The sequence below is a fragment of the Streptomyces sp. NPDC087787 genome, assembly GCF_044743035.1.
In the GTDB taxonomy this organism is placed as follows: Bacteria; Actinomycetota; Actinomycetes; order Streptomycetales; family Streptomycetaceae; genus Streptomyces.
In genome coordinates this window covers 381,177-394,121 of record NZ_JBIUVQ010000002.1, presented here as the reverse complement: position 1 = coordinate 394,121, position 12,945 = coordinate 381,177, and the positions used below count along the sequence as shown (strand labels likewise).

Genomic DNA, 12,945 nt, shown 5'->3' with positions numbered 1-12,945 from the left:
GCAGGTTACTCCTCGGTCACCTCGCGCGGGAGGCACACGGGAGACACTCGGGAGGCAGGAGTACGGGAGCCGGAGCCGCGGGGAGGGGGAGGGGAGAGGTCAGATGACCCTCAGCCGGACCAGCGCCCCCAGCGTGAGCGCCCCCGGCAGCAGCGGCAGCCAGACGGTGATGATCCGGTAGGCCACCACCACCGCCGTGACGACCGCGACCGGGCCGCCCGCCGCCACCAGCGCCACGACGAGCGCCGCCTCCACCGAACCGATCCCACCGGGCGTGGGCACCAGTGCGACCGCCGTGGTGGCCGCCAGATACGCCAGCGCCATGTGCACGGACGGCACCGGCAGCGCGAGCGCTTGCCCCACCGCGACCAGGGAGACCGCCTGAAGGGCCGGGAAGGCCAGCGAGCCGCCCCACAGCGCGAGCGCCCGCGCCGGGCGCGAGTGCACCGACCGCGCCTCGCTCAGCGCCGTGCGCACGAACGCGGCCACCGCCCCGCGCAGCCGCCGTACGCACAACGCCACCACGGTCGCGGCGACCAGGACCCCGCCCACGGTGTACAGCAGCGGACCGGCCATGCCCGAGGGCAGCAGGCCGCCGAGCCGCAGCGCGTCCGGGAACGCGAGCAGCAGCGCGGCGAGCAGGGCCAGCCGGGCGATGCTCTCCGCGAGCATGTACAGCGCGAGCGCGGCGGAGGACCGGGCCAGGGAGACCCCGCACACCGTCAGGAACCGCAGGTTCACCGCGCTCGCCCCGAGCCCCGTCGGCAGCAGGTGGTTGGCCGCGCCGGCCGCGAACTGGGTGGCGAGCAGCCGCCGTCTCGGCAACCGCTGCACGACCGCGCCCTGCCGGGTCACGGCCGCCGCGACCCAGGTCAGACAGGTCGTGCCGACCGCGGCCAGCAGCCACGGCCACTCGGCGGTCCGCAGGTGCGCGAAGCCCTCGGCCAGCACCGACCGGTGCCGCACCGCGGCCACCGCCACCAGCAGCACCGGCAGCAGGCACAGCACCTGGCGCACGGGCAGGCGCCGCGGAAGCCTTCCTGGCCGCAGATCGGGGAGTTCGACCGCTGTCGCATCCGGGGTCACATCAGAAGAGGTTGCCCGCGCCGCGTCAACGCCGGGTGGCGGAACCGAGGACGGCGCCTTACGAGCGGGAAGCGGGTGGGCAGGCGGAGTCGCCGGAGCCTTCGGGGTGCGCACATTGACCTCAACGAAGCTTGAGGTTCTAGGTTCTCCTACATGAGCATGGAGACCACCGCCTGGACGCAGTTGCACAGCGTCATGACCGCCCAGCAGGAGCGGCGCCCGCTCGCCCTCGCGACGCTGCGCCGCATCGGCGCTTTCGCGCGCCCCCACCGCCCCCGTATCGCACGGTTCGTCGCCCTCGGGGTGGTGACCGCGCTGCTCGCGGTGGCGACCCCGGTGCTCGCCGGGCGCGTCGTCGACGTGATCGTGTCCCGCGGCGATCAGGGCACGGTCGTACGCCTGGCCCTGCTCATCGCACTGATCGCGGTGGCCGAGGCGGCGTTCGGCATCCTCGGCAGACGTCTGTCCGCCACGCTCGGCGAGGGACTCATCCTCGACCTGCGCACCGCGGTGTTCGACCACGTCCAGCGCATGCCGGTGGCGTTCTTCACGCGCACGCGTACCGGAGCACTCGTCTCGCGGCTCAACAACGACGTCATCGGCGCCCAGCGGGCCTTCAGCAACACCCTCTCGGGGGTCGTCAGCAACGTCGTCACGCTGCTGCTCACCCTCGCCGTGATGCTCACCCTGTCCTGGCAGATCACCCTGCTCGCGCTCGTGCTCCTCCCGGTGTTCGTGGTGCCGGCCCGGCGCATGGGCAGCCGCATGGCGCGTATGCAGCGGGAGGCCGCCACGCTGAACGCGGCGATGGGCACCCGGATGACCGAGCGCTTCTCCGCCCCCGGCGCCACCCTGGTCAAGCTCTTCGGCCGCCCCGAGCAGGAGTCGGAGGAGTTCGCGGCCCGCGCCGGCCGCGTACGGGACATCGGCATCCGCACGGCGACGGCGCAGTCCGCCTTCATCACCGCGCTGACCTTGGTGTCCTCGCTGGCGCTGGCCCTGGTCTACGGCCTCGGCGGGTACTTCGCCCTGCGCGGCACCCTGGAGCCGGGCGCCGTCGTGTCGCTCGCCCTGCTGCTGACCCGCCTGTACGCGCCGCTCACCGCGCTCGCCGGGGCGCGCGTGGAGGTGATGAGCGCCCTGGTCAGCTTCGAACGGGTCTTCGAGGTGCTGGACCTCAAGCCGCTGATCGAGGAGAAGCCGGACGCCCGCGAGGTGCCCGGGGGACCCCTCGCCGTGGAGTTCGACGGCGTCCGCTTCGGCTACCCGTCCGCCGACAAGGTCTCCCTCGCCTCCCTCGAGGAGGTCGCCGCCCTCGACAACCGCGACGGCTCCGAGGTCCTGCACGGCGTCTCCTTCCGCGCCGAGGCCGGGCAGACCGTCGCCCTCGTCGGCTCCTCCGGTGCCGGCAAGTCGACGATCGCGCAACTGCTGCCGCGTCTGTACGACGTCGACGAGGGCGCCGTGCGCATCGGCGGCGTCGACGTACGCGACCTGACCTCCGCGTCCCTGCGGGCCACCCTCGGCATGGTCACCCAGGACGGCCACCTCTTCCACGACTCCGTGCGCGCCAACCTGCTGCTGGCCCGCCCCGCGGCGACCGACGCGGAACTGTGGGACGCCCTGCGCCGGGCCCGCCTCGACGACCTCGTACGCTCCCTGCCCGAGGGCCTCGACACGGTCGTCGGCGAGCGCGGCTACCGCCTGTCCGGCGGCGAGCGCCAGCGGATGACCATCGCCCGGCTGCTGCTGGCCCGCCAGCGGGTGGTCATCCTCGACGAGGCCACCGCCCACCTCGACAACACCTCGGAGGCGGCCGTCCAGGAGGCCCTGGCCGAGGCCCTGGCGGGCCGGACCGCGGTGGTGATCGCCCACCGGCTGTCCACGGTGCGGGCCGCCGACCTCATCCTGGTCGTCGAGGGCGGACTGATCGTCGAACGAGGCACCCACGACGAACTCCTGGCGGCGGAGGGCCGGTACGCGGAGCTGTACCGGACGCAGTACGAGCAGCGGGCGGAGGCGGCGCGGGAGGCGCGGGAGGCGGTGGAGACGCTGGACGCGCCGGGGATCGCGGCGGCCGGGGAGGCGGTGGCGTAGGCGACACCGCTCAGGGGGAGGGCGGCTGCCGGGTGTGGCGTGCACGCAGTACCTGCACCAGCAGAGGCACGAGGGAGAGCACGACGAGCACGGCGACCATGACCAGGACATAGTCACCGATGCGCGGAACCGATGCCCCAAGGCCGTATCCGGCCAGCACCAGGCTCTGGGACCAGAGGACGCCTCCGACGGTCGCCCAGAGCGTGAAGGTCCGCGTGGGCACGCCGAGTGCGCCGGCCGCGGGGTGCAGGACGGTCCGCAGCATGGGGATGAAGCGGCCGATCACCAGCGCCTTGCCCTGCCCGTAGCGGGTCAGGAGCTCCTGCGCCCGCGCGGCCCGTTCCTTCAGCCGCCGGTTGGAGGAACGGGCCAGCAGTGCCCGCCCGCCCCGCCGACCGAGCAGGAACCCCACCTGCCCGCCCGCCACCGCGCCCACGGCGCCGCACACGAGCACCTGCCACAGAGCCATTCGCGGCGCCTGGGCGTCGGTCTGCGCGCACAGCACACCGGCCGGGATCAGCATCGTGTCACCGGGAAGGAAGAAGCCGACCACGATCAGACCCGACTCGGCGAAGGTCACGACCAGAACCCCCAGCGCACCGAAGGCGGCCAGCACCGAGGCGCTGTCCGTCGGGTTGACGGCGAACACCGTCATCGCCTCATGGTCCTCCTCACGTGGCCCACCGCTCCATGATGGACGCGGCTCGGCGCGTACCGCCTTTCGGCAGCCATGCGATATCGGGAAGGCCGAGACCTCCCAGGGAATGCTGTGGCCGCGCAAACCCGGCGGAGAGGCACCCCGACATGTACAAGCGTCGGCCCCGGCCGCACAATGATCGCCAAATCTTTGATCACCACGGCGAGGAGCACGGCTCATGGCAGGACCCACCGCTCAGCAGGACCCCGGGCAGGCGACGGCCCAGCACACGGCGCTCCCGGGGACCGAAGGGCTTGGGCAGCTGCGGGAGACATTCCTGCCGAAGCGCATCAGCCCGGTGCGGATAGCCCTCATGCTGGTCATGGGGATCGTCGCCCTGATCCTTCCGCCCCTCGGCGTCTACTTCTTCTGGCTCGCCTTCAGGACGCCCAACCTCTCGCGCAAGCAGGCAGCCCGCCGACTCCACCTCTTCGAGCACGGCCTGGCCGAAGTGGGAAGCAACGGCGAGGTCTCCGTCTTCCGCTGGGACTCGATGACGGCGCTCCAGGAGATCACCGAGCGGTACGCGAACGGCGTCTACGTCGGGACCACCTACGTCTACACGCTCCACCGCGAGGACGGTACGAAGCTCAAGTTGACCGAGTTCTACGCCGATCCCGAGCGCTGGGGCGCGGCGCTCCAGCAGGAGATCACCCGGGCGCAGCTGCCCGGGCTGCTCACCGGGCTGGAGCAGGGCCGGACCCTGACCTACGGGGCCGTCTCGGTGAACCAGACCGGTGTGGCCACGCCGAAGGGCAGCCTGACCTGGGCGGAGATCGAGAAGGTCGAGATCTCCCAGGGAATGCTGGTCCTGCGCAAGCCCGGCAAGAAGCTGCCCTGGGCCCAGGTGCAGGTCAAGAGGATCCCGAACCTCTTCCTCCTCCTCGCCCTCGTCGACCACCTGCGCTACGGCGGGCTGCACCAGAACACCTGACCACCGGAGCACGAACAACGCCCGGAGGCCGCCTTGAGCGGCTCCCGGGCGCTGTGCTGCAGTGGGCAGTTCCCAGGTTGCGCCCCGTCCGCGTGGTCAGATCCTTGCCGACCGGCATCCGAAGCCCGCCAGGGGAAGCCGTATGTACGCGCGCAGACCAGCCCGAGTGGCCGGAAGGCCGTAAAAGGCCAGGTTCTCGCTGATGTCACCCGCAGTGTTCCACTCTCCTTCGCCGAGGTCGGCGAGGGCATACAAAACCTGCTGCTGGGGGCGGGGGAGGCTCGTGTACAGGGGAGGGGGGGGCGGGCAGGGGGCTGGGGAAGAGGTCCGGCAGGACCTCCTTCGCCATGAACGCCCTGTGTGACGGGTCGATGGACGGCAGGCAGGCGGCGACTGCGGCGCGCGAGGTGGGGGAAGGTGGGAGGGCGAGCAGAGTGTCGGCGGTGTGGCCGTGGAAGTCGCCCTGGTTGTAGTCGGTCGCGGGTACGGGCGCAGGGGCCGCGGCCGCGGCGGCGAGTTCTGCAATGGCGCGGTTGAGGAGCGGGGCGTCGAGTTCAGCGTCGGCGCTTCGGGCGGTCTGAGCGATGGCGGTGGCTGCCGCCCAGCGCACGAGGCCGTTCTCGGCGTCCAGTTCGGTGGCGAGGACGGGCGCGAGAGCGGTCGTGCCGAGGTTGCCGACAGCTACAAGTGAGGTGGCTTTGGCGACCGCATCGTGCTCGTGTGCGGCAAGGTCGAGCAGGAGTGGCAGAGAGGTGTCCGCCAGGTCGGGAAACCAGGCCAGCAGGTAGGCGGTCCGGGTTCGGATTTCGGGGCTCTCGTTGTCGAGGAGGCCGAGCAGGGCGGGGAGTTCGGCAAGAACGGCGTCGTACGAACGCATCGAAGAGTCACGCGGGTCGGTAGGATTGCCGGCCGCCAGCCAGTCCCGGGTGTCTTGCAGGTTCCGGCGTCGCTGCTCGTCCTGCTCGGTGGCCAGAGCCTGCTCGTACAGGGCGAGGAGCTTGTCGGAGGAGTTCTCGGCGGCCTCCGCGCGCCAGGCTGCGATGTCGGCCCCGTCGAGGATCTCGCACTCTTCGTCCCGGTTGACCGCGAGGCCGGTCAGGAGCCGCAATGCGAGCTCGCGTGCCGTCCTCGGGCCGCCGAGAGCGATCCGGGCAAGGAACGGCACCGTATACGGAGATGCCTGACAGCGGACGCCCTGGTGCGCGAGATGATTGAACAGGCCGCCGAAGGCCTCCTGTTGCGCCTGCTCGTCGTCTCCGCACAGGGCACGCAGTTGGCCGGGGACATCGTCGGCCGTCCCGTAGGCGTGGTTCAGGTTCGCCCAGTCCACTTCGTCCAGGCCGGTCAGCAGGTTCTCGTCCGCAGTGATCACGGCCGCATGATGTCAGAGCCCTCAAACACCGGCACCCCGCGATATGGTGCGGCTTCGCGTGACGACCTGTGGGGGACCGTGAACTTCCTGATCAACCGTGTCGCTCGTTGCGTGACCGCGGTCCTTCTGAGTCCGGCGGTCCTCTGCCTTGCGGGCTGCAACCTGGATCCGACCGACCCCGAGAACGTCGCCCCGATCGCCCTGACGAATGACACGTCCGAAGACATGCACGTCTTCTGGTGTGCCGGCGATGAGGACAACCCGTGCACAGAGCAGCACAGCCTGGGAGTCATCGCCGCGAGGAGCACTCACCACGTACGGATTTCGTCCTACGAAGTGCTCCTGCGGATCAAGCCGGCCTCAGCGTCGGGAAGTTACGTCTGCGAAGATGACGCCCCGGGTAGCCGGATAGCCCTGAGCTCGTCGTATCCATCGGTGAAGTCCGCGTACGACCACTGCGCCGGCGGGTCGTCTCCGAGCACGACGGGCTGAGCGTCACACGTCGCCGGATCGCGCGCCGCGCAGGCACCGAGTCATGGTCAGGATCCGCGGATCGGGTCGCTCTGAGGTGGTCGGCTGGACATCCTGATCTTGATGTTGTTCTCGCCGTGCCGGGTGACTTCGTGCAGGCCCATGCGCTGGTAGAGGCCATGGGCCCGCTGGTTGACCGCGAGGACGTCCAAGGTCAGGTCCTGGCCTTGCCGGCGGGCTTGCTGCAGGAGGGTGCGGATGATCCGACTGCCGATGCCGCGCCCCTGGTGGTCGGGGTGTATCTCGATCCGGGCAAGGTAGATCTCCACGGGCCGGTGCTCGATGTGGAGCATGCCGGCGGCAGCGCCGTCGACGGTGATGATCTGCCATCGGCCGGGGCTGAACGCGCGGCTGTGGAAGCCGCGTTGGGCGTGTTCGTCCCAGCCCCAGGTCTGGGCGATGTAGGCGCCCATGGCGGCCTTGTGCAGCTGGAAGCAGTACTCGCCGTCGGCGGCGGTGGCCGGCCGCAGGCCGATGGCGGTCATGCCACCCGCTCCTGGGGTCGCTCGACGAGCTGACCGCGCTCGAACCGGGCGCCGGTGCGGACGAGGCGTGACCGACGGCTCGGCCGGTTCATGCCTGGAACTCGGTGAGGTCGATGGCGTGAACGCGCAGCGGGTAGCCGTACACCGGGTGTGCCGTCTCCCGCTCGGGCGTCATGCCGAGCTTGCGGATGACGTTCTCGGAGGCGTTGTCACCCACCCGGTTGATGCTGATGACGCGGTCCAGGCCGCGGTCCTGGAGCGCGAACTCCAGCGTGGCGTGGGCGGCTTCGGACGCGTATCCCTGGCCCCAGAACTGTGAGCCGATCCGCCAGCCGATCGCCACGGCGGGCATCACCTCCGGCAGGAACTCGGGCACGGACAGTCCTGTGAAGCCGATCAGTTCGCCAGAGGCCAGCAGCTCGACGGCGAAGAGTCCGAAGCCCTCCTCGTCCCACTCCTCCTCCCACCGCTCGATGTCCTCGGCCGTGCGGTCCAGGTCGCGCACCGAGCCGTCGTCGATCCAGCGCATGACCCGTGGGTCCGCGTTGATGTCCGCCATCGGCGCGAGGTCGTCGTCGTGCCAGGTACGGAGGAGGAGGCGGGGTGTGAGGATCTCGGTCATGCGCCCATCCTGCCGAAGACAAGGGCCTTGTCTGTAATCCGGCGCTCGCCCGCGCTGCCGCTGCGGAACCACAAGGCGTCAAGCCGCCTGCCCCCGCCCGAAGGCTGCCGTCGACCCGACACGAGGACGGGGACGACGGCGGCTTCGGGCGGGACTGCCGGGTGCTATGGCCACCGGCTTGCCCTCGTCGTCCCGCAGCTCCACTTCGACCCCCGGCCCCGGACGCCCGCAGCTGGTCAAGGACTCGGGCCGTTCGAGATCGTGTTCCTGCGGGGGCAGCTCGGTCGATAGCACAAGAAGTATGAGTGCATCACTCGAGACTCAGGAGGCGGACGGCTCGATCTCCCCTGCGAAGACGATGACCTGGTCGATGAGGCTCCGCCGCAGATGGACGACGTCCGTTCCCGTCAGGCGGGGGCCTCCATCAGGAGTGGTGAAGACCCACTGGTACCGGGCCCATTCGTCAGGCATGTCCACCGCTGAGCAGCGCACCATCGTGCCGGTCCCCGCCGGGTGGCGCCGGATGTCCAGCACGAACCGCTCGACCGCCGCGATTCCTTCGCTGCGACCCAACGGTCCCCAGAAGACCACGTCTGAGGTCAGGGCCTGGGAGAGCAGGGCAGTCACATAGCTGTCGTCCGAGGCGTTGAACGCGGAGATGAACGTGTCGATCGCGGAGCGTGCGGTCTCTTCCTGCATGCCCCAGTAATACCAGCCGTTTCGCGTGCGCTCGTCCCACGAGCCGCCTTCCGATCACGATGAACCTTCCCGGCCACAGCACTATTAGGACTCCGTCAGGTCTGTGTCTCGACCGTCTTCAGGGGCATGGTGAGTGGGTGGACGCATCTGAAGTAAACCGTGTTCGGGCGACGTTGGCGTTATTAGGACAGCGCATCACCTACGCGACGTCGGGCCGTGTCATCAGCGGCGACCGCAAGTGCAACGCCAGACTTGGGCTGGTCAGGGGCACGTTGTTCCACGTCGCCACCGCGATCCCCGCGTCGGCGTCGACCGACAGCCGAACCCGGTGCGGTGTGGTGATGACGTACAGCTCGGCGACGAACGTGTTGCCCTGCCAGGCGCCGGCCGCGACGACAGGGCGGCCGAGCGGCGAACTCTCCCGCCACTCGCCCTGGCCGACCTCGATGTTGAGGTACGGTCCGAGCCGGAGGAGCCATCCATCGTCCACGGGATCGACGATCACCGTGGTTCCGTCGGGCAGAGCCGAATCCTCGGCGGAGGCGTCGAGTCTCGCCTTGACGGAACGCTCCGGGGCGGCCGAACCCAGCACCGGTGCCAAGGCCAACCGCCGCAGCCGATCGGCGAGGATCTCGTCGTCCCGGGTGCTTCCCGCGTGGTCCATGCCGGGCAGCAGGCACTCCCACAAGGGGGCGAGCACGGCCTCCTCCTGCGTTACGGCGCCCGTTACGGCGACCACGAGATCGTAGGACGGGACGACCACGCACAGCTGGCCGAAGACGCCGGCGCCGCGGTAACCGTGACGAGACATCCAGAACTGGTAACCGTACCCGCAAAGCGCGTCGGGATTCTCCGACCAGTCCTCGATCTGCAGGGTGCCGATGTGCCGTCTGGTCGCGAGCTCCACCCATTCGCGCGGGATGAGCCGCCGGTCGCCCCAAAGGCCTCCGCGCAGCAGCAGTTCACCGAAGGCGGCGACGGCCTCGGTCGTGAGGTGCAGTCCGTGGAATCCGAAGGCGGCACCGCTCGCGACCCGATCCCATTCGGCGTGGTCGACGCCCATCGGCTTGAAGAGGCGCTCGTCCAGTAGTTCCGGGAGGCCGCGGCCCGTGACCCGTTCCACCATCCGGGCCAGGATGAAGGTGGTCGGATTGTCGTAGGCGTGCCGCGTTCCCTCGGCCTAGGGGAACGGTACGCGTAAGAAGCCCTTCACCAGGTCGCCCGGTTCCAGACGCCAGGCCTGGGCAAGGCTGTCCGTGCGGTGTCCGGCCGTCATGGACAGCAGGTGGTGAACGGTGAGGCGGCGTCCCTGCTCCGAGATGTCGTCCGGAACGTGGCCGGGCAGCACGTCCACGATCCGATCGTCCAGCGAGAGCAGCCCGTCGGCGATCGCGAGCCCCGCGGCGACCGAGGTGAACGACTTGGTCAGCGAGTAGAGAAGGTGCGGGCGCTCGGCCGAGTACGGCGCCCACCAGCCTTCGGCGACGACGTGACCGTGACGTACGACCATGAGGGAGTGACACTCCACGGATCGTGCTTCGAGCCGATCCAGCAGCGCGGCGATCGAACGGGACGAGATCCCCGAGGCGGCCGGTGTCGAGCGCGGTAGCAGAGTGCGCTGAGAGGCCATCCGGGCACCGTATCCGAACACCGTTTCGGACCAAAGCGATTAAGGCTCTGCCCGACCTCTTCTACCAGCGTTCAGTTCGTGGACATCTTCCTGCCTATGGACGGCCCAGCTCCGACTGTCCCGGCTTCAGGAGGGACAGGCCCACGCAGGGTGCCCCATATCTGCGGATTGCGGTCGTGGAGCGAAGCTCGAAACTCGGTGGCCGTCGTACTCGGGCTGTCGATACCGTCGGGCTCCCGGCCGGCCGCATCGGCGGTGGCCTCATCCAGGAGCGATTCCCGTGACCAGCCGGCGAGCAACGACGACGCTGTGGCGTCCCACCGGCCCCAAGGAACTGGAGCTGGTGCGTGAGCTGGACTGGCGCGCCTGGCCGTCTCGGCTCCCCGAGCAGCCGATCTTCTACCCGGTCCTCAACGAGGACTACGCCGTCAAGATCGCGCGGGACTGGAACGTCAAGCACGACGGCGCCGGCTTCGTCACCCGCTTCGAAGTGGAGTCCGCCTTCCTGCGCAGGTACCCGGTCCAGCAGGCAGGCGGACAGACGATACTGGAACTGTGGGTACCGGCCGGGGAGCTTGACGAGTTCAACGCTCACATCGTCGGCGAGATCCGGCTCGTTCACGAGTTTCACTGAACTGCGTGGACTCCGTGACGTAGCGGACTGACCCGATGCGATGATCCCGCCTTGCCTGGCGTGACCACGGCAGCCTTGGGGGCTGACTGTGGAGGTAAGCGCCGACGCCATCCGACTCGCGCTTGGGCGTTGAGTGCCCACCGGCTTTGAGATGGTCGTCAGGGCATCGGCGATGTCAGCAGGGCAGGCCGGCCCCCGCGGTAGGGGCCCCGTCGGCGGTCAGTCGAGCCGTCGCAGTTTCCCCCTCAACCAGTCCCGCTCACGGGGTTGCGCCGTTCACCTTCGTGGGTGTCGGCGTTCCGTCCGCGTACGGAGTGAAGTGTGCCGGTGTGTGGGCGATGGGCCGCAGGTCGGGGCGCCAGGACGTGAGGATCTGGGCGCTGCACACGAACAGGCCCTGGGGCAGCTGGTCCAGGGGCCACCAGCGCCAGTCGCCCACGCTCTCGTTCGGCTGGTCGGCGGGCTCGCCCTGCCAGGCGGTGACGACGGCGCCGACGGTGACGCGTACGACGTCGTCGACGTGGTCGAGGAGTGTGCCCAGCAGAGTCACGTCCTCGGGGCGCGCGACGAGTCCGGTCTCTTCGGCGAGTTCGCGTACGACAGTCTCGTGGAGTGACTCGCCGGGCTCGACGGTGCCCCCGGGCAGCTCCCAGGTGCCGTGCCGGTGTCGTCCCAGCAGCAGGCCCCGTTCGCCGAACACGATGGCTCCGACGCCGATCGCGGCGTGCGGTACGGGCGGCCGGGCGGTCCGTGGGCGACTGGTCACAGGATCCCGACTGGGCGTGCGGCGGCGTCGGGCCCGGACGAGTTGGAGGATCACGGGGTTGCCGGGGGCCGGTGCGGTGAGGAGTTCGACCCCTTCCACCTGGAAACCGTGCTCGGTCAGGAGGTCTTCCCAGAGCCGCGGAGTGAGTACCCACATCTGTGTGGGGATGGGCTCCTCGTCGCGCAGCCGGATCAATTCCTGGCGTGGCACCACCTCTTCGGACGGCCTCTGTGCGTCGGCGTCGGTGTGGAGGGCGGAGAAGACGAGGGGCGCGCCGTCGACCAGCCCGTCCCGCAGAGCCGGCAGCAGGTGGTGCGGGTCGACGCAGGCGAAGGTGCGGATGCCGTAGGCGGCCTCGTACGGCTCCGCGTGCCGCAGATGCTCGGCGACGTCACCGGACAGGAAGCGGACTCCGGGCTCACTGCCGTGGGCGTTCAGCGCACGCTGGTGCTGGGTGGGGGACAGGTCGACGCCGTCCACGAGGGCGCCGTACTCACGGGCCAGGTGGACGGCGTGGTGACCGGGACCGGACCCGACGTCCAGGATCCGCTTGCCGCGGATGTCTCCCAGAACCTCGGCTCCGGGACCCACGCCGGGCCAGAATCCCCAGTCGATACGGTCAGGTGCGGGTGGCAAGTAGCCGAAGTCCAGTTGGCGTTGACCGTAGACCGTCCAGCTCTGCTCGTGTGCGGGGCGTGCCGTCACAGAAGGGCTCCAAGTCAGTTCCTGACACTGTTCAGAGAACGAGTTCGGTGCGGCGGAGGTCGCGGAACCCCGTGGGTGTCGCCCAGCCGCGCAGGGTGGCATGCATCGCCGACCGGAACGCGGCCTCCGCCGTGGAGGCGTCGAGGGCGCCGGCGAGTTCGAGCGTCACAACCCCGTGCAGGGTGACCCACAAGGAGAGCGCGATGGACGTCGCGTCGCCGGCGAGGAGAGAGCCCGTCACGGCGCGGTCGATCGCCGCGAGGAGCGGACGGATGGGGTCATGGGTGCCGACCGCGCCCGACGGATCGAAGGATTGCGCCCCTCCGAACAGCACCGTGTACAGGTGGCTGTGTCCGCGCCCCCACCGCCGGTACGCGCCGGCCAGGGTGTAGATGTCGGCCAGGGGATCCTCGGAGGCCGGCGCTCCCGACAGGTCCTGGAACAGGCCGGCGACAGCTCTGTGGCGCACCGCTTCGATCAACGCGTCCTTGCCGCCGAAGAGGGAGTACACCGCTGTCGTCGACGTTCCGGCGGCAGCCGCCACGGCGCGGACTGTGACCGATTCGCGCGGGCCCGTGGCGAGCATCTCGCTCGCGCATGCCACGAGCCGTTCTTTGACCGTCTCGTCGTTCGTCCTCGGCCTACCCATGCCGGAAGCGTACCCCGCTCTGATAACGTCGTTTTGGA

11 protein-coding genes and 1 pseudogene are annotated in these 12,945 nt (G+C 69.9%); 3 read left to right on the top strand and 9 right to left on the bottom strand.

From position 1 onward, the window contains the following. Nucleotides 1-99: 99 nt before the first annotated feature. Complete coding sequence (locus ACIOWN_RS05810) at nt 100-1,017, bottom strand: YbhN family protein (protein ID WP_401980659.1); 918 nt, start codon at nt 1,015-1,017, stop codon at nt 100-102. A 228-nt stretch (nt 1,018-1,245) separates the two neighbouring features. On the opposite strand from ACIOWN_RS05810, the gene ACIOWN_RS05805 reads away from it, so the two are divergent. Then, complete coding sequence (locus ACIOWN_RS05805) at nt 1,246-3,183, top strand: ABC transporter ATP-binding protein (protein WP_401980656.1); 1,938 nt, start codon at nt 1,246-1,248, stop codon at nt 3,181-3,183. Nucleotides 3,184-3,193: 10 nt separating this feature from the next. Here ACIOWN_RS05805 and ACIOWN_RS05800 read toward each other — a convergent pair whose 3' ends face one another. Further along, the gene (locus ACIOWN_RS05800) at nt 3,194-3,832 is read right to left on the bottom strand and encodes a DedA family protein (protein WP_401980654.1); all 639 of its coding nucleotides are present in this window, start codon (nt 3,830-3,832) and stop codon (nt 3,194-3,196) included. 226 nt (nt 3,833-4,058) lie between these two features. Here ACIOWN_RS05800 and ACIOWN_RS05795 point away from each other — a divergent pair, with 226 nt between their 5' ends. Next, nucleotides 4,059-4,814 carry a DUF6585 family protein gene (locus ACIOWN_RS05795; RefSeq protein WP_401980614.1) on the top strand — a complete coding sequence of 252 codons (756 nt, stop codon included), beginning with the start codon at nt 4,059-4,061 and terminating at the stop codon, nt 4,812-4,814. Nucleotides 4,815-5,019: 205 nt separating this feature from the next. Here the strand turns inward: ACIOWN_RS05795 and ACIOWN_RS05790 are convergent, their stop codons facing one another. The 5 genes and pseudogenes from ACIOWN_RS05790 to ACIOWN_RS05770 form a co-directional block, all read right to left on the bottom strand. Further along, nucleotides 5,020-6,186: a hypothetical protein gene (locus tag ACIOWN_RS05790; RefSeq protein ID WP_401980611.1), complete on the bottom strand. Its 1,167-nt coding sequence runs from the start codon at nt 6,184-6,186 to the stop codon at nt 5,020-5,022. Between the two features lie 539 nt (nt 6,187-6,725). Further along, the gene (locus ACIOWN_RS05785; protein ID WP_362352953.1) at nt 6,726-7,202 is read right to left on the bottom strand and encodes a GNAT family N-acetyltransferase; all 477 of its coding nucleotides are present in this window, start codon (nt 7,200-7,202) and stop codon (nt 6,726-6,728) included. Between the two features lie 88 nt (nt 7,203-7,290). Beyond that, entirely contained in the window at nt 7,291-7,824 is a 534-nt protein-coding gene (locus ACIOWN_RS05780) for a GNAT family N-acetyltransferase (protein ID WP_362352956.1), read from the bottom strand. A gap of 321 nt (nt 7,825-8,145) precedes the next feature. Then, complete coding sequence (locus ACIOWN_RS05775; RefSeq protein WP_012895409.1) at nt 8,146-8,523, bottom strand: nuclear transport factor 2 family protein; 378 nt, start codon at nt 8,521-8,523, stop codon at nt 8,146-8,148. Nucleotides 8,524-8,722: 199 nt separating this feature from the next. Then, nucleotides 8,723-10,153, bottom strand: a pseudogene (locus ACIOWN_RS05770) (serine hydrolase domain-containing protein). A gap of 280 nt (nt 10,154-10,433) precedes the next feature. Between ACIOWN_RS05770 and ACIOWN_RS05765 the strand changes: the two are divergent. Continuing rightward, the gene (locus ACIOWN_RS05765) at nt 10,434-10,787 is read left to right on the top strand and encodes a hypothetical protein (protein ID WP_362352962.1); all 354 of its coding nucleotides are present in this window, start codon (nt 10,434-10,436) and stop codon (nt 10,785-10,787) included. A gap of 259 nt (nt 10,788-11,046) precedes the next feature. On the opposite strand, the gene ACIOWN_RS05760 is transcribed toward ACIOWN_RS05765, so the two are convergent. Continuing rightward, nucleotides 11,047-12,258 carry an NUDIX domain-containing protein gene (locus ACIOWN_RS05760; protein ID WP_401980607.1) on the bottom strand — a complete coding sequence of 404 codons (1,212 nt, stop codon included), beginning with the start codon at nt 12,256-12,258 and terminating at the stop codon, nt 11,047-11,049. Nucleotides 12,259-12,289: 31 nt separating this feature from the next. Further along, nucleotides 12,290-12,907, bottom strand: coding sequence for a TetR-like C-terminal domain-containing protein (locus ACIOWN_RS05755; protein ID WP_362352965.1), 618 nt, complete (start codon nt 12,905-12,907; stop codon nt 12,290-12,292). Between the last annotated feature and the right edge of the window lie 38 nt (nt 12,908-12,945).